Source organism: Cohaesibacter intestini (genome assembly GCF_003324485.1).
Taxonomy (GTDB): domain Bacteria; phylum Pseudomonadota; class Alphaproteobacteria; order Rhizobiales; family Cohaesibacteraceae; genus Cohaesibacter; species Cohaesibacter intestini.
In genome coordinates this window covers 354717-377661 of record NZ_QODK01000001.1, presented here as the reverse complement: position 1 = coordinate 377661, position 22945 = coordinate 354717, and the positions used below count along the sequence as shown (strand labels likewise).

The window sequence follows — 22945 nt, the reverse complement described above, 5'->3', positions numbered from 1 at the left end:
ATACGTAGACGCAAGATACGGGAAAGTCACTACCCTTGTGGTTTTTCACAAGGGTTCCCCGGAAAATTGAAAATGCGGGTCGCATTTCGATAATCTACCCGAAATATGCAATGACGGGCATGAATTGCCCGTGGGTATCTGTCATAGTCCAGCCAGAAAAATGCTCAAGGCATTGTCCGGCTCTTGCTCAGCCCGATGCTGCAGAATCAATCTGCGACTGGTTTGTGGGAACCAGCGCATGGGGGACCCGAAATGCGGGATCGCAATTTCTTTAATGCACTGATGTTGAAACCGGCAATCGTTGCGCATCGTGGCCATTGGGTCAATGCGCCTGAAAACAGCCTTGCCTCCATCGATGCGGCGGCCTCTGCCGGCTTCGAGGTGGCAGAGATCGATATTCAGAGAAGCGATGATGGCGTCTTTTTCCTGATGCATGACGAAATGCTGACCCGTATGACCGGATCGGAGTTTCCGTGTCATCAGATGTCGATTGCCCAGTTGCAGGCGATGCCCCTGCGGCAGGGATGCGGCGGCAGGGGGTCAGGCTTCAGCCACCATGTCATTCCGACTTTGGCCGAGGCACTGAAGTTGGCCAAGCGGCGCATCTTTCTCAATCTCGATGTCAAGCATGATGAGGATTTGGCCTTTGTTGCCAAGCTGGTCGCCCAGATGGACATGCAGGGCGAGGCCTCGATCAAGGTGACCGTGCAAACGGAAGTCGACGCGCAGTATTTGCTGGCGCTGGAGGAAGAGCACGGCCTGATGGTCATGCCCAAGACCCGCTTTGACGCCGAGAATTGCAGCGCCATGATCGAGCAGTTGCGGGCCGTCGAAGCAACCCTTGTCGAGGCACGGTTTGACAGTCTTTATACGCTCGTCGCCCATCGTGCCGAGTTTGAACAGGCTGGTCTCACCCTTTGGGTCAACACCCTCGACAGGGTCGCATGCTGTGGGTTTTCCGACAAGGCAGCCCAGAAGGCTCCCGATGCCATTTGGGGCAGTCTGACCGAAGCGGGCATCGGCGTCATTCAGACCGACGCCCCGCAGGTGCTGGCCGCATGGCGGCAAAGCCACATGCCCGCATTCACCTATCAGGCAAAAGCAGACAAGCCACACCTGCCGGTATGAGGCACAGTTCAATGAAAGCCACCTTTCAAAGGGAGGCTTGTGCCATATCTGTGTCGTGCATCATGCGCCAGACAGGATCTGGCAAAACAGCTCTGGATCGACATTGGCACCGGAAATCACCAACACCAGATCGCCGTCAAAATCGGGCACCTTGCCAAAATAGGCAGCCGTCAGCGCCGCTGCGCCGCCCGGCTCGGTGACCAGCTTCATGTCGGTGAAGGCAAAGCGCATCGCTTCCTTGACTTCCTCATCGCTAACGGCCAGTCCGCCAGCCAGCAATTGTTTGTTGATCGCGAGGGTCATTTCGCCCGGATAGGGCGATTGCAAAGCGTCGCAGATGGAGCGGGCGTTATCAGCATTGCCTTGTGGTTGATCGCTCGAAAGGGATCGGGCCATGCTGTCAAAGCCGGCCGGTTCAACCGAATAGACGCAAGCATCTGGATGATAGGCCTTGATCGCTGTGGCGATGCCGGACGACAGCCCACCGCCACCACAACAGGCCAACACCGCGCCAATGGATGCATTTGCCGCGCGTGCCTGCTCCACCATTTCCAGCCCGACCGTGCCCTGACCGGCAATGATGAAAGGGTCATTGTAGCTTGGCACCACCACAGCGCCGGTTTCCTTTGCCAGAGCAAGGGCGATCTCTTCGCGGGATTCGGTGTAACGGTCATAGGTCACGACCTTGGCGCCAAAACCCTTGGTGTTGTTCATCTTGATTGCCGGCGCATCGGCAGGCATGACGATGGTGGCGGGCATGCCAAGCTGTTTGGCAGCCGCTGCCACCCCTTGGGCATGGTTGCCAGAAGACCAGGCAATCACACCCTTTGCCCGATCTGCAGGATCAAGGGCGGAGAGGCGATTATAGGCGCCACGGAACTTGAACGAGCCAGTGCGTTGTACCCCTTCGAACTTGACAAGCACCCGCTTGCCGACCCGTGCATTGAGGGCTTCGAACTCAAGCAACGGAGTGCGGACGGCATGTCCGAGCAACCGCTTGGCGGCCTGATGGATGTCATCAATGGAAACGGCAAGTTTCGTGGTCATCGGCATGGATCCTGTGGCTTGGTTCTGATCGATCAGTCTTGGGAATCGTCTGGCAGGCTGGACGCATCACCGTCTGCCTTGGGGGCGGGTGGCTGATACTCTATCAGAAGTTTATAGATACAGACCAGTGCGATCACACCGGTCAAAATCATCCATGTCTGATTGCCGAAGTGCCATTCCAGCCCGGTCCAGAAAATAAGGAAAGCGCAAAGGCCCAAACGGAACCAGAGCGGACGAAACATGGGATGGCTGGTATCGAACATGACAAAGGCACTCCGTCGGAACAGGGATAGGAAAGAGTATCAAAAGAGACATAGGCCAGACGTCTCTCGACATCAATGGCGATGAAGACGGAGGCGGTCTCTTTGTGTGAGGAGTGTGAGTTGAGAGCGGCCTGTGATTAATCGGTGCCGCGCCGCATCAGAACCGGATCGACCAGCACGACCTCATTGGGCTTGTCCGGGCTGTCGAGGCGTAGCTCCAACAGGCGTAGGATTTCTGCTACGGTCTGGTCGATGGGATTGCGCAGAGTGGTCAGATTGAAATCCGGCCATGCCGCAAGCGCCACGTCGTCAAAGCCGATAATCGACAGATCGTCTGGCACCTTTAGACCGAGTGTCGCTCTGATCGCTGACAAGGCCCCCAGCGCCATCGCATCGTTGGCGCATAGCAGCGCATCAAGCTTGGCCTGCGCCAGCATCTCCTTGGCTGCCTTTCGGCCATTCTCATAGCTATAGTCGCAAAAGTGCCTGATCTGAAGCTCAAGACCATGATGCTTGAGCCTTTCCTCTGTGCCTTCGAGGCGTTCCAGGCTCGAAGAGCGCGAGGATGGCCCGCCCAGAAAGCCAAAGGCCGTGCGGCCACGTTCAACCAGATGATCCACCGCCAAAGCCGCGCCCGCTCCATTGCGACAACAGACGCAATCGGTGAAAGGGGCATCCACCACATGACCGGAAAAGAGCAGGGGAATGTTCAATTTGGCGCAGGTCTCGATCAGCGAAGAGGGAATGCTGCCGCCTCGTATGATCAGCGCATCAAGAGGGTAATTGAGGATCGAGAGAATCGAGTCTTCGATGCAGCTGTCTCCGCCAGCCAGCACCAAGGGCCATTTATTGGCCTGATTGAGCTCGGCAACCAGTTTGGCGAGAAATTCGGAATCATACAGATTGTCGAGCGAACCGGCGACCACACCCACCAGATTGGTGCTGCTGCCATGCAGGCTGGCGGCCAGTGCGTTGGGGCGATAGCCAAGCTGGCGAGCCGTTTTCAGGATCAGCGCTCGTTTGTCCTTGTCGAGATAGGCTCCGGGCGTGAAGGCGCGTGACACCGCGGACCGGGAGACCCGCGCAACGTTTGCCACATCCGACGCCGTCACCCGGCGTCCGCGGCCCTGTTGCCCACGCCTCATCCCTGTCTGGTTGTCGTCATTCTTGTTGGCCATGTCCATCCGGTCACTCCGGGCATTTGATCATTTTAAACAATTGCCACCAATGCGTCACATCGCTGTAACACTCGGTCTCTATGTGAACACGTGTGCAGGATGGACGCAATATCTCATTTGGTCTCATCCCTCATCAAGTGCCTTGGCTAGGATGCCGGGCAGGGGTGCTGGGCTGGATTGTCAGTTCAGAATCGCGATGAGGACGCGACCAGAGCCGGGCTGGAGCATGGAGGGAATGCTTCCTGTCCGGTCAAGGATTTACGGCTGCCTGACGACAGATCGGGTCGTGACCCGAATTGGTTTTGAAATCCGACCTGCAGCTGCATGTCGGTGATGTTTATGCAAGCCGTAAGGCACATTTGTTTGGAGCAAACAATGAAACTCTTGAAAATCGCAGCAGCCAGCGTCGCGCTGAGCCTGATGTCTGGCGTCGCTCAGGCGCAAACCGAAATCACCTGGTGGCATGCAATGGGCGGCCAGCTCGGCGAAACCGTCAATGCGATTGCTGAGAAATTCAATGCCTCTCAGAGCGACTACAAGATCACCCCGGTCTTCAAGGGCGGCTATGAAGACACCCTGACCGCTGGCATCGCCGCCTTCCGCGCTGGCGAACAGCCAAACATCATGCAGGTTTTTGATGCTGGCTCCGCAACCATCATCGGCGCCAAAGGCGCAACCGTTCCCGTGCAGGATCTGCTGGTTGACAATGGTGTAGACTTCAACATCGAAAACTACATTTCCGGTGTGCGTTACTTCTATGCGGACAATGATGGCAAGATGATCGGCATGCCGTTCAACTCCTCTTCGCCAATCATGTATTACAACGAAGATGCTTTGAAAAAAGCTGGCGTTGAAGCCCCAAAAACCTACGAAGAGTTTGAAAAAGTAACCGCTCCAGCCCTGAAAGATGCTGGTTACGTTCCTTTCGCTCAGTCTCACCTGCCGTGGGAATTTGTCGAGAACTTCTTCTCGCGCCACAATCTGCCATTCGCCACCAACAACAATGGCTATGCTGGCGCCAAAGGCACCAAGATTCTGATCAATTCCAAAGAGCAGAAAATGCACTGGACCGCTGTCAAGAAATGGCTGGATCAGGGATATTTCGGTTTCTATGGCACCTCTTGGGGTGACAATCAGTCTCAATTCGAAGATGGCAATGTTGCCCTCTGGATTGGCTCTTCGGGGTCCTTCGGTGGCCTGTTGAAAAAGAACCTGCCATTCAAATGGTCTGCGACCAACCTGCCTTACTGGGAAGCCATCACCAAAGAAGGCTATCAGACCTTCATCGGTGGCGCGTCCCTGTTTGCCATGTCCGGCAAGCCTGCTGAAGAAAATCAGGCAACCGCTGCTTTCTTCCAGTTCCTGACCTCCCCTGAAATCCAGTATTTCTGGCACCAGCAGACCGGCTATGTGCCGATCACCACGGCGGCTTACGAACTGGCCAAAAAAGACGGTCACTATGACCGCTTCCCAGCTGCCGAAGTTGGCATCAAGCAGCTCTCCCTGCAGTCCGGCGAGAATACCCGCGGTTACCGCATGGGCTTCTATGTTCAGATCCGCGACGTCGAAAACCGTGAATTCACCCGCTTCCTGAATGGTGAAACCGACATCGACAGCGCTCTGGCTGCCATCGAGAAAGAAGGCAACGGCCTTCTTGATCGCTTCTCCAAGACCCAGAAATAAGCATTTCTGAGCTCTCCAAAGGACGATCGCGCTTCCCGCGCGGTCGTCTCTTCTCTTTTGCGCTTTGGGTTTGCCCCCTATCTTGGGAGTGGTCCAAGGGCGCCAGCTTCAAGAGGCCAAGACGTGAAACGCGCCACATTCAACAACAAATGGCTGCCCTTGTTCTTCCTGCTGCCGCAGCTGTCGATCATTGTCATCTTTTTCTACTGGCCGGCATGGCAGGCCCTGCGCCTGTCTTTCTATCTGGAAGACCCGTTTGGTTTTGGATCCACCTTCGTTGGCTTCGACAATTATCGCGACATCTTCAACAATGCCGAATATCTCAGAATTGCCGGTTTCACGATTGTCTTCAGCGTGTCGGTGACCTTCCTGTCGCTGGCCATTGCCCTGCTCTTTGCGGTCAAGGCCGACAAAGTCATTCGCGGGGCGCGCACCTATCGCACGCTTCTGATGTGGGTCTATGCGGTCGCGCCGCCGGTCGCGGGCTTCATTTTCCTTGTCATGTTCTCCCAGCGCTGGGGCCCGATCACCGAATTTCTCGCCCAGTTCGGCTATGATTTCCGCGTTGGCCTCGACTATACCGACACCGCGATTGTCATGATCACGGCCTCGGTCTGGAAGCAGATTCCGATCAATTTCATTTTCTTCCTCTCCGGCCTGCAATCCATCCCGCGCTCGGTGATGGAAGCGGCCCGCATTGACAATGCGTCGGCCCAGCGCCGCTTCTGGGACGTGACCTTCCCGCTACTGGCCCCGACCGGCTTCTTTTTGTTGATCACCAATTTCACCTACTCGCTGTTCGACACCTTCGGCACGATCGACACGGTGCTGCGTGGGGAACCGGCTTCCAACCCGATGACCCTTGTCTACAAGGTCTATGTCGACGGCTTTCGCGGCAACGATCTGGGCGGCTCTTCGGCCCAGTCGGTGATCCTGATGGTGCTGGTTCTGGCCATGACCATCTTCCAGTTCCGCCTCGTCGAGCGGCGCATTCACTATACCTGAGGGGCGCATGATGACTGACCAAACTGAAACCAATCCGGTCACCACGCCAAAGGCTTGGAAAAACCGCATCAAACTCAGCGCTATTGTCGATCACGGCATCCTGATTTTCGGTGCCTTGCTGATGATCGTGCCGCTGCTGATGGTGCTGCAAATGACCACCATGTCTGACGTCGATGTGCTGAAAAACGGCCCCGGCCTGACCATCGGCGACGAGTTCGGCAACAATCTTGACAAGGCTCTGTTCGGCGCGTCCGGTTTCTCCGGCGAGAATACCGGCCTCAACATGTTCAAGAACTCGCTGATCCTCGGGGTTGGCTTTGCCCTTGGCAAGATCGTCATTTCGATGATGGCGGCCTATGGCATTGTCTATTTCCGCCTGCGCTTTGCCACCTTTGCCTTCTGGCTGATCTTCACCACGCTTTTGTTGCCGCTCGAGGTGCGCATTCTGCCCTCCTACGAGATCGTCCAGAAGCTGGGGCTGCTCAACAGCTATACCGGCCTCATTCTGCCCTTGGTGGCCTCGGCGACGGCAACCTTCTTCTTCCGCCAGTTTTTCCTGTCGGTGCCAGAGGAATTGTCCGAAGCCGCCCGCATCGACGGGGCCGGGCCGATCAAATATTTCATCGACATTTTGGTGCCCCTGTCGCGCACCATGATCGCTGCCATCTTCATCATCATGTTCGTCTATGGCTGGAACCAATATCTCTGGCCGACCATGATCACCACCGACGAAGGCATGTTCACCTTGCTCAGAGGCATCAAGCAGATCACCCAGACCATGTATGACGGGCAAATCCCCGAATATGGCCGTGGCAACCTGCTGGCTTTGCTGGCCGTCATCCCGCCTGTGGCTGTCGTGGTCTTTTTCCAGAGCTGGTTCGTCAAGGGCCTCACTGAATCCGACAAATAAGGATACCCATCATGACCTCAGTTTCGCTTGATATGGTCCGCAAGATTTATCCAAACGGGTTCGAAGCGGTCAAACCTTGCAACTTCAAAATTCCCGACGGCGAATTCGTCGTTCTGGTCGGCCCGTCCGGCTGTGGCAAATCCACCCTGTTGCGGATGATTGCCGGCCTTGAAGAGGTCTCCGGCGGCACGATCTCCATCGGCCAGCGGGTCGTCAATGATGTCGAGCCTGCCCAGCGCAACATCGCCATGGTGTTCCAGAATTATGCCCTCTATCCGCATATGACGGTCGCCAAAAATATGGGCTATGGCCTCAAAAATCGTGGTCTGCCCAAGTCCGAGATCGAGCAGAAGGTGCTGGATGCAGCCAAGATGCTCAATCTCACCGACTATCTCGACCGTCGCCCGAGTCAGCTGTCCGGTGGCCAGCGCCAGCGTGTTGCCATGGGCCGCGCCATCGTTCGTAATCCGGAATTGTTCCTGTTCGACGAGCCACTCTCCAACCTCGACGCCAAATTGCGCAACCAGATGCGCATCGAGATCCGCTCGCTACAGCGCCGCCTCGGTGTCACTGCCATCTATGTGACCCACGACCAGATCGAAGCCATGACCATGGCTGACCGGATCATCGTCCTCAATGAAGGGCGTATTGAGCAGATCGGCACCCCGGACGAAATCTACAACAATCCCGCCTCCACCTTCGTGGCCGGCTTCATGGGCGCGCCTCCGATGAACCTGCTCAATGGCAAGGTCAACGGCGATGGCCGTCCGATGATTGGCGAGGATATCCATCTCGACACCGCCCTACCAAAAGACGCCAAGGGCGATTTTCTGGTCGGCATCCGGCCCGAAGATATCGACATCCATGTCGACAATGGCTTTGACTGCAATGTCGAGATTGTCGAAGCGTTGGGTGCGCATCATTTGCTGCATGGCAAGATCGGTGGGCAGGACATTTCCGTCAGTGTGCCCAAGCATATCCCGACAGGCATCGGTCCGGTGAAACTGGGTATCAAACCAAGCGCGGTGCATTTCTTCTCCAAAGACAGCGGAGCCCGTCTATGACGTCGCATGAGGGGACCAATCTTGTCTCGACCCTGACCCGCATCACGGATGACCAGAAACAGCAAATTCTGGCCTCCGAGCGGGTCACGGCCGCCCATGATACATTGCTCAATTCCTTGCCTGCCATGAGGGAGTTGGAAGTGGGCGGCGCTGGCAACCTTGATCGCCTGCCGCAAAGCTTTGCGGTTGCGGCATGGAATGTCGAACGCTGCCTGTTCCCGGATCGCAGCGCCGCCCATCTGGCCAACCATGCTCCAAGTGTGGTGCTGCTCAGCGAAATGGACAAGGGCATGGCCCGGACGTCGCAAGTCAACACCACCGCCCAGATGGCCAAGGCATTGGGCATGCATTATGCCTATGGGGTGGAATTCTTCGAAATGGATCTCGGCGGTCCGACCGAGCGGGTCTTCTGTTCCGATAGCTTCAATGCCGACGGCTGGCATGGCAATGGCATCCTCTCTGCCGTGCCTTTTGAAAAGCTGGCTCTGTTCCGGCTGGACGAAAAAGGCCATTGGTTCTCGCTTGATGTCAATCCGGGTGCCGATCCGGACCAGCCGCGTGTGGGTGGACGGATGGCGGTCGCTGCCATTTTGCCGACTGAGCAGGGCGCGATCTGCGTTGTTTCCACCCATCTGGAAAGCAACGCGGATGCCGCCCATCGCCACAGTCAATTTGCCGATCTGCTCGACCGGATCGAGGCTTTTGCGCCGGGTCTGCCGGTGCTGATTGGCGGTGACCTCAATACCGGCAATCACATCCCGCCAGACTATGACTGGCGCGTTGAAACCCTGTTCGATCTCGCTCGTGAGCGCGGCTATCATTGGGACCTGACGGCGGATGGCGTCACCACCCGCAACAGCCTGATCACCCCCCATGACACCCGCCGAATGAAGCTGGACTGGTTCTGTGCCCGTGGCTTTGGTGGGGAAGCCCTGCCTTTGTTGCCCTCTCTCGATGGGCAAGGGCCCCTGTCCGACCATGAATGCATCCTTTGCAAGGTGACCCTCTGAGCCTTTCTTGTGGTGATGCACAGAAATCGATGCCTCTGACAAAACCCGCCAGACCGCACCAGACCGGCGATCGGGCGGGTTTTTTGTGTCTTGTCACCGGGCAGAGTGAGAAAAACCTGTCGATGGCTCTGGAAATTGGCCACCAAACGCGCTTATCTAGGGGATGTGACAGGGGCGCCCGACATCGGGCTGAGATAGCACCCTTTGAACCTGAACCAGTTAATACTGGCGGAGGGAGTCGCGGTTTCGGTCCCCGGTCATAATGGGGGCAGGCCCGAAGACATTCCATCCGCCTCAGAAGGAGTTTGGAATGACCGACTGGGGCCATTATCTATCCACCATGCGCACCAATGCGCCACTCGTCCAGAACATCGCCAACTATGTGTCCATGAATGTCATGGCCAATGTGTTGTTGGCCGCTGGCTGCTCGCCAGCCATGGTTCATGCCGAGGAAGAAGCTGCTGAATTTGCCAGCTTCACCTCAGCCCTCACCATCAATATTGGCACCCTGTCTCGCGAATGGGTCAAGTCGATGGAGAGCGCCGCCAAAGCTGCTGATGCGGCTGGCACCCCTTGGGTGCTCGACCCGGTTGCTGCCGGGGCCACAGCCTTCCGCCGCGAGACGGCAGAGAAACTGCTCGCCTGCAATCCATCCATCATTCGCGGCAATGCCTCTGAAATCATGGCGCTTGGCGGCATGGTCGCCAAAGGCAAAGGGGCTGATGCCGCAGACAGCGTTGACGCCGCCAAGGATGCCGCCATCGCGCTTGCCAAAAATTCTGGCGCCATCGTCGCAGTCACTGGTGAGGTGGATTTTGTGACCGACGGCGAGACAGCCTACAGCATCGCCAATGGTCATGCTCTGATGCCGCTGGTCACAGCCCTTGGCTGCTCGCTAACCGGTGTGGTTGCCGCTTTTGCCGTCGGGCAAGACCGATTGGAAGCCACCACAGCGGCCATCGCATTTTACGGCTTGGCGGGCGAACGCGCCGCTCAAAAAGCCACCGCGCCCGGCAGCTTTGCGGTCGCCTTCATTGATGCCCTTCATGAGATCACGCCAGCCGACCTTGCCGCCGGGGCACGGATCGAGGAGGCCTGATCATGGATCTGTCCATCTATTTCGTCACCCCACATGACCCGGATGCAAAACTGGTCGAAGCTGCCCTGCAAGGCGGTGCCAGCATCATCCAGCTGCGCGACAAGGTTGCGTCCGATGAAGACCTGATCGCCCGCGCCAAGACATTGGTGGCCCTGGCCGAACGCCACAATGTCCCCTTGATCATCAATGACCGCATCGAGGTGGCCTTGGCCTGCGGCGCGGCGGGGCTGCATATGGGCCAGTCCGATGGTGACCCAAAGGCCATGCGTGCCAAGCTCGGCCCCGACAAGATTCTCGGCCTTTCTGTCGAGAATGAAGTGCAAATGGCGGTCGCAGCGGCTTTGCCGGAGGGCACCCTTGACTATGTCGGCATCGGTCCGGTGCGGGCCACCCCGTCCAAAATCGATCATGCGCCGCCCATCGGCTTTGAGCGACTGGCGGATATCGTTGCTGCAGCCCCGGTCCCAAGCGTTGCGATTGGCGGCGTCAAGGCAGCCGATATCCCGGCGGTCAAGGCGGCAGGCTGCGCAGGGCTTGCCATCGTCTCGGCGATTTCTGCCGCCGATGACCCGAAGGCGGCAACCGAAACACTGGTCGCCCAATGGAGGCAGGCCTAATGGCGGCATCCCGAACCCCGAATATCCTGTCGATTGCCGGGTCTGACCCGTCGGGTGGGGCGGGCATTCAGGCGGATCTCAAGTCGATCTCGGCCAATGGCGGCTATGCCATGGCCGTCATCACCGCGCTGACCGCTCAGAGCACCAAAGGGGTGAGCGGTGTTCTGACCATCGAGCCGGATTTCGTCACTGCCCAGATCGCAGCGATCCTTGATGACATCCGGGTCGATGCCATCAAGATCGGCATGTTGGGCAGCGCCGAAATCATCAAAGCCGTAGCCGAGGCGCTCAAACCTTGCGACGCGCCAATGGTGCTCGACACGGTGATGGTTGCCAAGGGCGGCGACCGCCTGCTGCGGGCCGATGCGGTGGACGCCATGCGCGCCATCCTGTTGCCCCGCGCCACGATGATCACCCCCAATCTGCCTGAAGCCGCCGACCTGCTCGGTGTGGACGAAGCGAGGGATGAGGCCGAAATGGAACAGCAGGCCCGCGCCTTGCTGGCCATGGGGCCAGAGCAAGTCTTGCTCAAAGGCGGTCATCTGGCTGATGAGACCAGCCCGGATCTGTATCTCACCAAGGATCAGACCGTCTGGCTGCCGTCACGCCGCATCGATACCAAAAACACCCACGGCACCGGCTGCACCTTGTCGTCGGCGCTCGCCACCCATCTGGCGCTCACTGAAGATGGCCTTGCAGCCGCAAAAGCCGCCAAGGCCTTCATATTTGAGGCGATTGCTGCCGCCGATGCCCTGTCTGTTGGTCATGGTCACGGCCCGACCGATCATTTCTTTGCCCTAAGGACGTAATGTCATGAAATCTATTCTCGCTGCCCTGATGTTGGCGGCCTCTGCTGCCGCAGGTACGGCCGCCACCGCTGCCGAAACCAAATTCTCTGTGATGCTCGACTGGTTCATCAATCCAGACCATGGCCCGATCATCATCGCCAAACAACGCGGCTATTTCAAAGAAGCGGGCCTTGACGTCACCATCATCGCGCCCGCCGACCCCAGCGATCCGCCGAAAATGGCCGCTGCTGGCAAGGTTGATCTGGCGGTTTCCTATCAGCCACAGCTTTATCTGCAGCATAAAGAAGGCCTGCCCGTGGTGCGTGTCGGCACTTTGGTCAGTTCGCCGCTCTATTGTGTCATGGTCGACGCCGATGGCCCGATCAAAAGCCTTGCCGATCTCAAAGGCAAGCGTGTCGGTTTTTCCGTGCCCGGCATTGAGGAAGCATTGCTGCACCGCATGCTGCGTAGCAATGGGGTTGAGCCTTCTGAGGTCGAGCAGATCAATGTCAATTTTGCTTTGACCGCCGCCTTGGCTGCTGGCCGGGTGGATGCCACCTCCGGAGCGTTCCGCAATTTCGAGCTGCATCAAATGGAAGCCGTTGATCGCAAAGGCAAATGCTTCCTGCCAGAAGAACATGGCGTGCCAAGCTATGAAGAGCTGATCTATGAAGCCAGCGCCGAGCGCACCAACTTTTCTGATGTGAAAAAATTCCTAAGCGCAACAGCCCGCGCCACCAAGGACATCCTTGCCGACCCGGAAGGCACGTGGAATGAGTTCAAATCCTATGGTGCGGAACTCGACGACAAGCTCAATCATGCGGCCTGGTTTGACACCTATCCGAAATTCGCGACCGACCCGATCAGTCTGGACGTTGAAGGATACAAAGCCTTTGGCGCCTATCTCAAGGACGTCGGCATGATTGACGAAGCGCCCGCAATTGAGACCATCGCCCGCGATCTGGGGGCGCAATGACCGCATCTGTGCGGATAGAGGTGACCGGGCATTTGATGCTTGATGGAGAAAGGCTCATTGAGCCTTTCTCTCTGACCCCTCCCATGGGTTGGACCTGTTTGCTCGGCCCGTCCGGGGCGGGCAAGTCCACCTTGCTGCGGCTCTTTGCCGGGCTGGATATTTCGGCCCGGTTTGAAGGCACCCTCAGTGTGCCCCACCGCGTCGGCTGGATGGCGCAGGCCGATCTGATGCAGCCGCGCCTCTCGATCCTGAATAATGTCATGCTGGTCGAGCAGTTGGCCGGGCGCAATCCGGACAAGGACAAGGCCCAGCATCTCTTGGCCCAAGTGGGGCTCGCCGATATGGGTGACCGCATGCCTGACAGCTTGTCCGGTGGTCAGCGTCAGAGGGTGGCATTGGCCCGCACCTTGATGAGCGACGCGGAGCTGATCCTGCTGGACGAACCTTTCTCGGCCCTTGATGCAGCCACCCGCGCAGCGATGCAGGAACTGGCCCACGCGCAATTTGCCGGGCGCCGGGTGCTGTTGGTCACCCATGATCCGTTCGAGGCTCTGCGGCTGGGCGACCAGATCTGGCTTTTGGCCAATCACCAGCTTCAGCCTGTGCCACCCTTGCGGGGCACGCGCCCCCACTCCCTTGATCATATGCCGCTCGCCATGGCCGCCGCTGATCTGATCAAGCGGATCAGAGGTGTGAAGGAAAGCCCATGAACAAGCTGATCCTGCCTTTTTCCCTGCTTGCTGTCTGGCAGGCCATACCATGGCTCGAGCTGGTGCCGCGTTTCATTCTGCCCGGCCCGATTGCAGTGGCTGAAGCCATATGGTCCAACCGCGCCTTGCTCGGCGAGCATTTGCTGGTCACGCTGGGGGAAGTTGCCGCAGGCTTTGTTATTGGCGCGGCGCTCGGCGTGGCCTTTGCGGTGGCCATGATGCTGTCGCCAGTCGCAAGGCTCAACCTGCGGCCGATCCTCAATGCGTCTCAGGCCATTCCGGTTTTTGTCCTCGCCCCCATCCTCACCCTGTGGTTCGGCTATGGTATGGAGCCGAAAGTCGTCATGACGATCCTGCTGGTCTTCTTTCCCATCATGTCGGGACTGCTCGATGGTATGATCTCGACCCCTGCTGCCACGCTGGACCTCGCCCACATCGCGCGGGCCAGTCCCGTCCGAACGCTATTCTGGCTGCGCTTGCCGCACGCCCTGCCGCATCTGGCCGCCAGTATTCGCATCGCTATCACTTATGCACCGACAGGGGCGGTGATTGGCGAATGGATCGGCGCGTCAAAGGGCCTTGGCTATTTGATGTTGATGGCCAATGCCCGCACCCGGATCGAGTTGATGTTTGCCGCTTTGGTGCTGATTGTCGCCATGACCCTCAGTCTGCACAAGGGCGCAGACTGGCTGTTGAAGCGATATCTCGATCCCACCCGTCCCCAATAGGGATTGCCAAACCTAGCCGACCAGCGCCCCGACGATGAAGGCCACCAGCGCACAGGCTGTGCCCACCAAAACCGTCTCGCCTACGCAGCGCAGCAGCCCTTCGCGGGTTGACCACCAGCGCATCAGTCCCAAGGCCACCAGTGCACCGAAGGTTGCGACAACCGACAGAAGGAAGGTTGTGTCGGTGGCATCCATCAGGAAATAGGGCACCAACGGCGCCGAGCCAAACAGCACAAAGGCAAGGAAGGTCACCAGCCCGTCGAGCGCAGGAGACACCTGCCGCATGTCGTGCATTTCCAACTCGTAGCTCATCATCAGGTCGGCGACCAGTTCGGGACACTTGATCAGCTTGCCCGCCACCTCGTGCGCTGCCTTTTGCTCCATGCCGCGTTCGGTCATCATCTGCACCAACTCGGCTTGTTCGTGAGCCGGATTGGTTTCCAGCTCGTGATAGACGAATTTGCGCTGGCTGAGATAGATGTCCTTTTGTGACCGGGTGGAGAGAAACTCCCCAAGCCCCATCGAAACGGCATCGGCAAACAGGTTGGCAAGGCCAAAGACCAGAACGGCAATGGCCCCGATCTGGGCCGTGCCCTCGGCCTGTGCGCCCGCAAACCCGGCGACAATGGCAAAGGTGGTGACAATGCCATCATTGCCGCCATAGACGATCTGCTTCAGAAAGTCCTGTACCTGCCCCAGATTGTGCACCTCGCGGCGGTGCTGTTCCCAATCGATCTTCATACTGAGGTCCTCGAAAAGCCCGTGGTTGAGAACAGTCTAACCGCCCCGCAAGGCGCTGACATTGATCCAGCGCCAAAGGGCCGACTTGCCGTTCGGTCCTTGGCTTTGGCTTAGCAAAAATTGCATGGGCAATTGAATGAGGTGGATTGCCTCACGCAGAAAGGAATAGGTTGCGGGACACTTAACCTTCGCGCCACTTGATCGAGCAGCCCATGCTGGGCGACTGGTCTTGTGGCCCTTGTCCGGTCTTGGCAATGGCCAGCATGGCATTGACCAGCTCCGGTGTGCGCCCTGCCGCATCCTCCATGCGCGCATCGTCCAGACGGCCGCGATATTGCAACTTGCCGTCTGCATTCAAGCCGAAAAAGTCCGGTGTGCAAAGCGCACCATAGGCACGTCCCACGGATTGATCCTCATCGATCAAATAGGGGAAGGGGAAATCATGCTTGGCGGCAAATTCGATCATCTTGCCCGGTGCATCATCAGGATAATTGGCATAATCATTGGACATCACCGCAAGCACGCCAATGCCATTGTCCTGCAGAACTCGGGCATCAGCCGCCATCCGGTCGGCGATGGCCTTGACATAGGGGCAGTGATTGCAAATGAACGCGATCAACAGTCCCTTGTCGACATAATCCTGCATCCGGTGCGCCTTGCCATGGGCATCTTTCAGTGTGAAATCCGGTGCGTCCCAGCCAAAATCGCAAAGAGGGGTGTCAAGCAACATGGTGTCATCTCCTACGTATCGCCTGTCTTGACGAGCGCTCCGTTGGTCAGGCAAAACTGGTGGGGAGCAAGGCCGCATCAGTGTTGCTGGCAAGGGAATCCGTCACGGCAGGCCGATTCAATCCGATCTCTCTGACAATGTCAGCGATCTGAACCAATTGTTCAAGCAAAGGATTGGTCCTGCGCCAAACCATCCCGATGGTCCGCTTGGGCCTTGGTTCGGGCAGATGGGCAATCGAGACCGCCGCCGAGCGGACCTCGACGCCGACTGCCATTTCCGGGATCAAGGTGACGCCAATTCCGGCACCGACCATCTGCACCAATGTGCTCAGAGAACTGCCTTCCATCAGGTTGCGCGGCAACACCGCGTTGCCTGAACAATAGGAAATGGCCTGATCACGGAAACAATGGCCTTCCTCAAGCAACAGCAGTTGCATTTCCTTCAACCCGTCCGGGTTGGGCACGGGCTGTCCCGCATCGGCCGCTGAGCGCAACAGCACGAACTCCTCATCAAACAAGGCTTCCTCATGCAAAGAGCTTTCCGATAAAGGCAGCGCCAAAATGGCGGCATCCAACCGCGCTTCGAGCAAATCCTGCACCAGAACAGGTGTTTTCGCTTCCCTTGGCCGCAATTCAAGGCCGGGCAGGCGTACGCTCAGCGTCTTGATGATGTCTGACAGCAAGTAAGGGGCGATGGTTGGAATGATGCCAAAGCGGAATTGTCCCGAATAGGGACCGCGGGCGGCGCGGGCGAGATCTTCCAACTCCCCCACCGAGCGCAATATCGCTTGCGCCCGCTCCGCAAATTCCACGCCGAGCCCGGTCAGATGGATCTGTCGCGATCCACGCTCCACCAAAGGCACGCCCATCAACTGCTCGAGCTCACGGATCTGCACCGACAGGGCCGGCTGGGAAATGGCGCAGTCTTCCGCGGCCCGACCAAAATGACCGTGTCGGGCCAGAGCATCGAAATAACGCAGATGTTTCATGGAGATCCTGTTCATAAGAAAATCCTATCAGCCAATTCAGAAAATGCAATTTTAAATTATCACATTCCCTTGCTAGTGTGGATGCAATCAAAACGAGATCTGCGCGCGCATTACGCGCAGGCGACCAACAGACCAGCTGCGACATGCACCAAGTAAGCTTGTAACGGAGGACCCGATGGATCAGAATAAAACCAACACAACCGGCAAATGCCCGGTCATGCACGGAAGCAACACGGAAACCAGCAAGTCAGCGACGAGCTGGTGGCCCAATGCCCTCAACCTCGATATCCTGCATCAGCATGACACCAAGACCAATCCGATGGATGACGGCTTCGATTATCGCGCAGAAGTCAAGTCTCTGGACGCGGCAGCCGTCAAGGCCGACCTCACCGCCCTGATGACGGACAGTCAGGATTGGTGGCCTGCTGACTGGGGCCATTATGGCGGCCTGATGATTCGTATGGCCTGGCACTCTGCCGGTACCTATCGTCTGGCCGATGGGCGCGGCGGCGGCAGCACAGGCAACCAGCGCTTTGCGCCTCTCAACTCCTGGCCGGACAATGTCAACCTCGACAAGGCCCGTCGCCTGCTCTGGCCGATCAAGAAAAAATACGGCAACAAACTGAGCTGGGCCGACCTGATGATTCTGGCTGGCAACGTGGCTTATGAATCGATGGGGCTGAAGACCTTTGGCTTTGCTTTTGGTCGCGAAGATATCTGGCATCCGGAACAGGACATCTATTGGGGTGCCGAGAAAGAATGGCTGGCACCAAGTGACGAGCGGTATGGCGATCTGGCCAAGCCGGACACCATGACCAATCCGCTCGCAGCCGTACAGATGGGCCTGATTTACGTGAACCCGGAAGGGGTGAACGGCAATCCTGATCCGCTTGAAACCGCCAAGCATGTTCGCGAGACCTTTGCCCGCATGGCAATGGATGACGAGGAAACCGTCGCCCTGACTGCCGGTGGCCATACGGTTGGCAAATGCCATGGCAATGGCGATGCCGACTTGCTTGGTCCGGACCCCGAAGCCGCAGATGTCGACGCGCAAGGCCTCGGCTGGCACAATCCAAATGGCTCCGGCCACGGCCGCCAGACCGTCTCGAGCGGCATTGAAGGGGCATGGACCACCAACCCGACCCAGTGGGACAATGGCTATTTCTACCTGCTCTTCACCTATGATTGGGAACTGAAGAAAAGCCCGGCCGGTGCCAACCAGTGGGAGCCGATCAACATCAAGGAAGAAGACAAGCCCGTTGATGTGGAAGATCCCTCGATTCGCTACAATCCAATCATGACCGACGCCGATATGGCGATGATCAAGGATCCGGCTTATCGTGAAATTTCCGAACGCTTCTACAAGGATCCGGACTATTTCTCCGAAGTCTTCGCCCGTGCCTGGTTCAAGCTGACCCACCGCGATATGGGACCAAAAGTCCGTTATATCGGCCCGGAAGCGCCTCAGGAAGATCTCATCTGGCAGGATCCGATCCCGGCAGGCAGCACCGCCTATGGTGTTGAAGCCGCCAAGGCGAAAATCGCCGCCTCCGGTCTCAGTGTCACTGACATGGTGTCCACCGCCTGGGATAGTGCTCGCACCTATCGTGGGTCCGACATGCGTGGCGGAGCCAATGGTGCCCGCATTCGTCTGGCACCACAAAAAGACTGGCAGGGCAATGAGCCGGACCGTCTGGCCCGCGTTCTCTCGGTGCTGGAGCCAATTGCCGCCCAAATCGGTGCCAGCGTTGCCGATATCATCGTGCTGGCCGGCAATGTCGGCATTGAGCAGGCGGCAAAGGCTGCAGGCCATGATGTAACCGTGCCATTCGCTCCGGGGCGCGGCGACGCAACCGACGAGATGACCGATGCACCATCCTTCGATCCGCTCGAACCGGTTGCCGACGGCTATCGCAACTGGCAGAAGGCCGATTATGTGGTCTCGTCTGAGGAACTGCTGCTTGATCGCACCCAGCTGATGGGCCTGACCGCCAAGGAAATGACCGTATTGGTCGGTGGCATGCGCGTTATTGGCACCAACTATGGTGGCACCAAACATGGGGTCTTCACGAACCGTGAAGGGGCGCTGACGCCAGACTTCTTCGTCAACCTGACCGACATGGCCTACACATGGAACCCCAAAGAGGGCAATCTCTACGAACTGCGTGACCGGTCAAGTGGTGCGGTCAAATGGACTGCCACCCGTGTTGATCTGGTCTTTGGGTCCAACTCGATCCTCCGGTCCTATGCGGAAGTGTACGCGCAGGATGACAATGAGGCCAAGTTCGTCGCCGACTTCGTGGCAGCATGGACCAAGGTGATGAATGCCGACCGCTTCGATCTTGAAGCCTGATCATCCATCGGGCAGGCCTCAGGATCCGCCCGGGCGCTGGCTCCGCAATAAACAGCGCCCGGGTCTTATCCCGACATAAAAAAAGCCCGGACGGGGAACCGTCCGGGCTTCGTCTTTTGGGAAGTGGGGCACGCGGCCCCAAATCCGATCCTAGGTGAACCAAGCGATGAAGAAGCCGGCACAAACTGCGGTGCCGATAACACCAGCTACGTTTGGACCCATCGCATGCATCAGCAGGAAGTTGCCTTGGTCGTATTTCTGACCAACAACCTGGCTCACACGAGCAGCCATTGGCACAGCAGACACACCGGCCGAACCGATCAACGGGTTGATCTTGTCCTTGCTGAACTTGTTCATAACCTTGGCCATCAGAACACCACAGGCAGTTGCGATACCGAAAGCAACAACGCCGAGGGCAAGAATGCCGAGGGTCGAGCCGTTCAGGAAGGCTTCGCCGGTCATGGTGATACCGACAGAGGTGCCAAGGAAGATGGTCGTGATGTTGATGATCTCGTTCTGCGCAGCTTTGGTCAGACGTTCGGTAACCTGGCTTTCACGCAGGAAGTTGCCGAGCATCAGCATGCCGATCAGAGCAGCAGCCGCAGGAACCAGCAGGATAACAACAACGGTTACCATGCCTGCGAAGATCAGTTTCTCAAGACGGGAAACCGGACGCAGGGATTTCATGCGGATCATACGCTCTTCAGGCGTGGTCAAAGCGATCATTACCGGTGGCTGCAGCATAGGCACGAGGGCCATGTAGCTGTAGGCGGCAACAGCGATCGGAGCCATCAGGTGCGGAGCCAGCTTGTTGGCCAGGAAGATGGAGGTTGGGCCATCGGCGCCGCCGATGATACCAATCGCGCCAGCTTCTTGTGGCGAAAAGCCGATAGCAATAGCACCCATGAAGGTTGCGAACACGCCGAACTGTGCAGCAGCACCGAGCAGCAGGGTACGCGGGTTAGCGATCAGCGGACCAAAGTCCGTTAGAGCACCCACGCCCAAGAAAATCACGGGCGGGAAGATCTCGAACTCAACACCCTTGGAGATATAGTAGTACAAACCACCAGGATGATCGCCGTGAGGCAGGTTCACCAGACCCTGCGTAGGCAGGTTGGCCAACAAGGCGCCGAAGGCGATTGGGATGAGCAGGAGAGGCTCAAATTCTTTTGCGACTGCAAGATAGAACAGCACGGCGATGATAGCCCACATGACCATCATTTGCCATGTGACATCACCGATTGCGGTCATGTGGAAGAGCTGCTCGATCCGAGACATCTCCGCCGCAGCCGCCGCCGGAGCAGCAGCCACGGCCTGAGCGGCGTGGTCGACTGCTTGCGTTACGGTTTGGGTTGTTGCAGACATGATTGGATTTACCTCTCAATCATGAAAGAGTTACGAGGGCCTGACCCTCGGTCACGGAAGCGCCAGCAGCAACGTTAACAGCAGCAACAGTACCAGCGCTAGGAGCGGTAATGTTGGTGTTCATTTTCATTGCTTCCAGAACAACGAGGGTGTCGCCGGCAGCAACCTGCTGACCAACAGAAACCTCTACGCTAACCACGGTACCAGCCAGAGGAGCTGGAACACCACCGGCTGCAGGAGCAGCAGCAGCAGGAGCCGGAGCGGCAGGAGCAGGAGCAGGAGCTGGAGCCGGAGCAGCAGGAGCTGGGGCAGCAGCAGGAGCCGGAGCAGCTACAGGAGCTGGTGCCGGAGCAGGAGCGGCGGCAGGAGCTGGTGCAGCAGCACCGTCTTGATCTTCCACCGTTACATCGTAAGCGATGCCTTCAACAGTGACACGCAAGCGTTTCATAGGATTATCCTCTTTTCGTAGTGGTTGCGCGACCAGCAACTACGGTGGTCGGAATAGTAGCGCCCCAGCCGTGGCGGGTTACGTGGCTGGAATAGATCGAGTTACGACCTTCGGTTGGCCAAGCGGACACTTCGTGAGCAGGAGCTGCAACGTTGGTGACAACGTAGCTACCGCCAAGAGTGGAGGCCACAGCCGCAGCGATTGCGACCAGATGATGAGGTGGTACACCGCTCGTAGGAGCAGGTGCCGCCGGAGCAGCGGGAGCTGGAGCAGCTGCAGCTGCTGCATCTGCTCCCCCGAATACTGCTGCAGCTTTTGCCTTGAAGGCTGCGTTGGTAAAGCAATAGCCAACCGCCGCACATGCTGCCCAGAGGGAAGCCAAGGCGACCATGACAACGCTAAAGCCCGTCAGGATCAAACCAATTGCATCAGCAAACATAGATATGTCCTTTGATTAGAGCGGAATGTTGCCGTGTTTCTTCGGCGGACGAGTTTCACGCTTGGACATCAGACCGCGCAGAGCCAGAGCAACTGCACCACGGGTTTCGCGTGGCTGGATAATGTCGTGAACGTTCAGGCGACCAGCGGACAGGTAAGGCGTTGCGAACTTTTCGCGATATTCTGCGGCCAGTTCTTTTGCCTTGGCGACCTTGTCGTCGGCTTCCTTCATTTCCTTACGATACAGGATGTTCACTGCACCCTCAGCGCCCATAACGGCAACCTCAGCGGTTGGCCAAGCGATGACACGGTCAGCACCCATATCTTCAGAGCACATTGCCAGGTAAGCACCGCCATATGCTTTACGCATGATGATGGTGATTTTCGGCACAGTAGCAGATGCGTAAGCAAACAGCATTTTGGCGCCGTGGCGAATGATGCCCATTTTCTCCTGGTTCACGCCAGGCAAGAAGCCAGGGACGTCAACGAAGGTCAGGATAGGAATGTTGTAGACGTTACAGAAGCGAACGAAGCGTGCTGCTTTGTCCGAAGCGTCGATGTCCAGGCAGCCAGCTTTGACTTTTGGCTGGTTGGCAACGAAGCCGGAAACGATACCACCGACACGACCGAAGCCGATGACGAGGTTGGCAGCGAAATGCTCCTGAATTTCCAAGAAGTCGCCATCGTCGGCAACGCGCTTGAGAACGTCGCGGCAATCGAATGGTGCTTTTGGATCTTCTGGAACCAGTTTGTCGAGTTCCACGTCATCCTTGATCTGCAGATCCTGCTCGATGCGATGCGGAGGATCCATCATGTTGTTGGATGGCAGGAACGACAGCAGACGATGAACGGTTGCAACAGCGTCCGCATCATTTTCTGCGATGAAGTGGATGTTACCGGAAACCGAAGCATGAGCCATCGCGGAACCGATATCGTCCATGGTGCAGACCTCACCGGTCACAGCACGGATAACTTCAGGACCACAGATGAACATCTGCGCATTTTCGCGGGTCATGATGATGAAGTCGGTCAGCGCAGGGCTGTAAGCAGCACCACCAGCACAAGGACCGGCAATAACGGAAATCTGCGGAACAACACCAGACAACAGTACGTTGCGATAGAAGACCTGACCGTAACCGGACAGAGCGCCAACCGCTTCGTGAATGCGGGCCCCGCCGGAATCGTTGAAGCCAACGACCGGAACACCAGCTTTCACAGCATGATCCAGAGATGCACAGATTTTCTTCGCGTGCATTTCACCCAGGGAACCGCCGACAACGGTGAAGTCCTGCGAGAATGCAGCGACCGGACGTCCGTCAACAAAACCGGTACCAGTGATCACACCGTCGGTAGGGATGGATTTGCCTTCCATGCCGAAGTTGCGAGTGTTGTGCTGGACATGCAAACCAAATTCTTGGAATGTCCCTTTGGAGAAAAGGGCTTCAAGGCGCTCGCGGGCGGTCATACGACCTTTCGCGTGTCTTTCGTCTGCCTTTTTCTGACCGCCACCTTCAAGGGCTGCGGCGCGCCGTTTCTCCAACTCGTCTGCGAGAGTTTTGGAAATCGCCATAATATAACCGTTTTGTTTGAGCGCGACCAACCGGTCGCTTCGTTTTCTGAGGAAAGAGCGGGACCTCCCGCGGGCATCTCTGCATCACTTGCATGTTGCGAAGATC

23 protein-coding genes and 1 riboswitch are annotated in these 22945 nt (G+C 57.6%); of the genes, 13 read left to right on the top strand and 10 right to left on the bottom strand.

Going from position 1 to position 22945, the window contains the following annotated elements:
- The first annotated feature begins 252 nt into the window (after nucleotides 1–252).
- A complete protein-coding gene (locus DSD30_RS01655) occupies nucleotides 253–1128 on the top strand; it encodes a glycerophosphodiester phosphodiesterase family protein (RefSeq protein ID WP_198662780.1) in 876 nt (291 codons plus the stop codon).
- Between the two features lie 60 nt (nucleotides 1129–1188).
- On the opposite strand, the gene DSD30_RS01650 is transcribed toward DSD30_RS01655, so the two are convergent.
- The 3 genes from DSD30_RS01650 to DSD30_RS01640 form a co-directional block, all read right to left on the bottom strand.
- Nucleotides 1189–2175 (bottom strand): threonine ammonia-lyase, encoded by a 987-nt coding sequence (locus DSD30_RS01650; protein WP_114008569.1) that lies wholly within the window; start codon nucleotides 2173–2175, stop codon nucleotides 1189–1191.
- Nucleotides 2176–2207: 32 nt separating this feature from the next.
- Nucleotides 2208–2438: a hypothetical protein gene (locus DSD30_RS01645; protein ID WP_114007855.1), complete on the bottom strand. Its 231-nt coding sequence runs from the start codon at nucleotides 2436–2438 to the stop codon at nucleotides 2208–2210.
- A 137-nt stretch (nucleotides 2439–2575) separates the two neighbouring features.
- Nucleotides 2576–3622 carry a LacI family DNA-binding transcriptional regulator gene (locus DSD30_RS01640; protein ID WP_198662778.1) on the bottom strand — a complete coding sequence of 349 codons (1047 nt, stop codon included), beginning with the start codon at nucleotides 3620–3622 and terminating at the stop codon, nucleotides 2576–2578.
- A gap of 369 nt (nucleotides 3623–3991) precedes the next feature.
- Between DSD30_RS01640 and DSD30_RS01635 the strand changes: the two genes are divergently transcribed.
- From DSD30_RS01635 to DSD30_RS01585, 11 genes are all read left to right on the top strand, one after another.
- Nucleotides 3992–5299 carry an extracellular solute-binding protein gene (locus DSD30_RS01635; protein ID WP_114007854.1) on the top strand — a complete coding sequence of 436 codons (1308 nt, stop codon included), beginning with the start codon at nucleotides 3992–3994 and terminating at the stop codon, nucleotides 5297–5299.
- Nucleotides 5300–5422: 123 nt separating this feature from the next.
- Nucleotides 5423–6304: an ABC transporter permease subunit gene (locus DSD30_RS01630; protein ID WP_114007853.1), complete on the top strand. Its 882-nt coding sequence runs from the start codon at nucleotides 5423–5425 to the stop codon at nucleotides 6302–6304.
- Between the two features lie 121 nt (nucleotides 6305–6425).
- Nucleotides 6426–7214, top strand: a complete 789-nt coding sequence (locus DSD30_RS01625) for an ABC transporter permease subunit (protein WP_245418365.1) — start codon at nucleotides 6426–6428, stop codon at nucleotides 7212–7214.
- An 11-nt stretch (nucleotides 7215–7225) separates the two neighbouring features.
- Nucleotides 7226–8278 (top strand): ABC transporter ATP-binding protein, encoded by a 1053-nt coding sequence (locus tag DSD30_RS01620; protein WP_114007852.1) that lies wholly within the window; start codon nucleotides 7226–7228, stop codon nucleotides 8276–8278.
- Nucleotides 8275–9288: an endonuclease/exonuclease/phosphatase family protein gene (locus DSD30_RS01615; protein WP_114007851.1), complete on the top strand. Its 1014-nt coding sequence runs from the start codon at nucleotides 8275–8277 to the stop codon at nucleotides 9286–9288. Before DSD30_RS01620 ends, DSD30_RS01615 begins: the two co-directional genes overlap by 4 nt.
- Before the next feature lie 160 nt (nucleotides 9289–9448).
- A riboswitch (TPP riboswitch) is annotated at nucleotides 9449–9542 on the top strand.
- 56 nt (nucleotides 9543–9598) lie between these two features.
- The gene (gene thiM / locus DSD30_RS01610) at nucleotides 9599–10387 is read left to right on the top strand and encodes a hydroxyethylthiazole kinase (protein ID WP_114007850.1); all 789 of its coding nucleotides are present in this window, start codon (nucleotides 9599–9601) and stop codon (nucleotides 10385–10387) included.
- 2 nt (nucleotides 10388–10389) lie between these two features.
- Complete coding sequence (thiE, locus tag DSD30_RS01605) at nucleotides 10390–11004, top strand: thiamine phosphate synthase (RefSeq protein WP_114007849.1); 615 nt, start codon at nucleotides 10390–10392, stop codon at nucleotides 11002–11004.
- On the top strand, nucleotides 11004–11813 hold the full coding sequence (thiD, locus tag DSD30_RS01600) for a bifunctional hydroxymethylpyrimidine kinase/phosphomethylpyrimidine kinase (protein ID WP_157967512.1): 810 nt from the start codon (nucleotides 11004–11006) through the stop codon (nucleotides 11811–11813). Before thiE ends, thiD begins: the two co-directional genes overlap by 1 nt.
- 4 nt (nucleotides 11814–11817) lie before the next feature.
- Nucleotides 11818–12768 carry an ABC transporter substrate-binding protein gene (locus DSD30_RS01595; RefSeq protein ID WP_114007847.1) on the top strand — a complete coding sequence of 317 codons (951 nt, stop codon included), beginning with the start codon at nucleotides 11818–11820 and terminating at the stop codon, nucleotides 12766–12768.
- Nucleotides 12765–13478 (top strand): ATP-binding cassette domain-containing protein, encoded by a 714-nt coding sequence (locus tag DSD30_RS01590; protein ID WP_198662777.1) that lies wholly within the window; start codon nucleotides 12765–12767, stop codon nucleotides 13476–13478. The genes DSD30_RS01595 and DSD30_RS01590 overlap by 4 nt, the downstream gene beginning before the upstream one ends.
- Nucleotides 13475–14206 (top strand): ABC transporter permease, encoded by a 732-nt coding sequence (locus DSD30_RS01585; RefSeq protein WP_114007846.1) that lies wholly within the window; start codon nucleotides 13475–13477, stop codon nucleotides 14204–14206. Before DSD30_RS01590 ends, DSD30_RS01585 begins: the two co-directional genes overlap by 4 nt.
- A gap of 12 nt (nucleotides 14207–14218) precedes the next feature.
- On the opposite strand, the gene DSD30_RS01580 is transcribed toward DSD30_RS01585, so the two are convergent.
- From DSD30_RS01580 to DSD30_RS01570, 3 genes are all read right to left on the bottom strand, one after another.
- Entirely contained in the window at nucleotides 14219–14947 is a 729-nt protein-coding gene (locus tag DSD30_RS01580; protein ID WP_114007845.1) for a VIT1/CCC1 transporter family protein, read from the bottom strand.
- 181 nt (nucleotides 14948–15128) lie between these two features.
- A complete protein-coding gene (locus DSD30_RS01575; protein WP_114007844.1) occupies nucleotides 15129–15677 on the bottom strand; it encodes a thioredoxin family protein in 549 nt (182 codons plus the stop codon).
- Between the two features lie 46 nt (nucleotides 15678–15723).
- Nucleotides 15724–16680 (bottom strand): hydrogen peroxide-inducible genes activator, encoded by a 957-nt coding sequence (locus DSD30_RS01570; protein WP_114007843.1) that lies wholly within the window; start codon nucleotides 16678–16680, stop codon nucleotides 15724–15726.
- Nucleotides 16681–16840: 160 nt separating this feature from the next.
- Between DSD30_RS01570 and katG the strand changes: the two genes are divergently transcribed.
- Entirely contained in the window at nucleotides 16841–19018 is a 2178-nt protein-coding gene (gene katG, locus DSD30_RS01565) for a catalase/peroxidase HPI (protein ID WP_114007842.1), read from the top strand.
- A 150-nt stretch (nucleotides 19019–19168) separates the two neighbouring features.
- Here katG and DSD30_RS01560 read toward each other — a convergent pair whose 3' ends face one another.
- From DSD30_RS01560 to DSD30_RS01545, 4 genes are read right to left on the bottom strand one after another with little or no spacing between them, the layout of a single operon-like run.
- Nucleotides 19169–20383, bottom strand: a complete 1215-nt coding sequence (locus DSD30_RS01560) for a sodium ion-translocating decarboxylase subunit beta (protein WP_198662776.1) — start codon at nucleotides 20381–20383, stop codon at nucleotides 19169–19171.
- A gap of 19 nt (nucleotides 20384–20402) precedes the next feature.
- The gene (locus tag DSD30_RS01555) at nucleotides 20403–20831 is read right to left on the bottom strand and encodes a biotin/lipoyl-containing protein (RefSeq protein WP_114007841.1); all 429 of its coding nucleotides are present in this window, start codon (nucleotides 20829–20831) and stop codon (nucleotides 20403–20405) included.
- A gap of 4 nt (nucleotides 20832–20835) precedes the next feature.
- Nucleotides 20836–21270, bottom strand: coding sequence for a hypothetical protein (locus DSD30_RS01550; protein ID WP_114007840.1), 435 nt, complete (start codon nucleotides 21268–21270; stop codon nucleotides 20836–20838).
- Between the two features lie 15 nt (nucleotides 21271–21285).
- A complete protein-coding gene (locus DSD30_RS01545; RefSeq protein WP_114007839.1) occupies nucleotides 21286–22839 on the bottom strand; it encodes an acyl-CoA carboxylase subunit beta in 1554 nt (517 codons plus the stop codon).
- Nucleotides 22840–22945 lie beyond the last annotated feature (106 nt).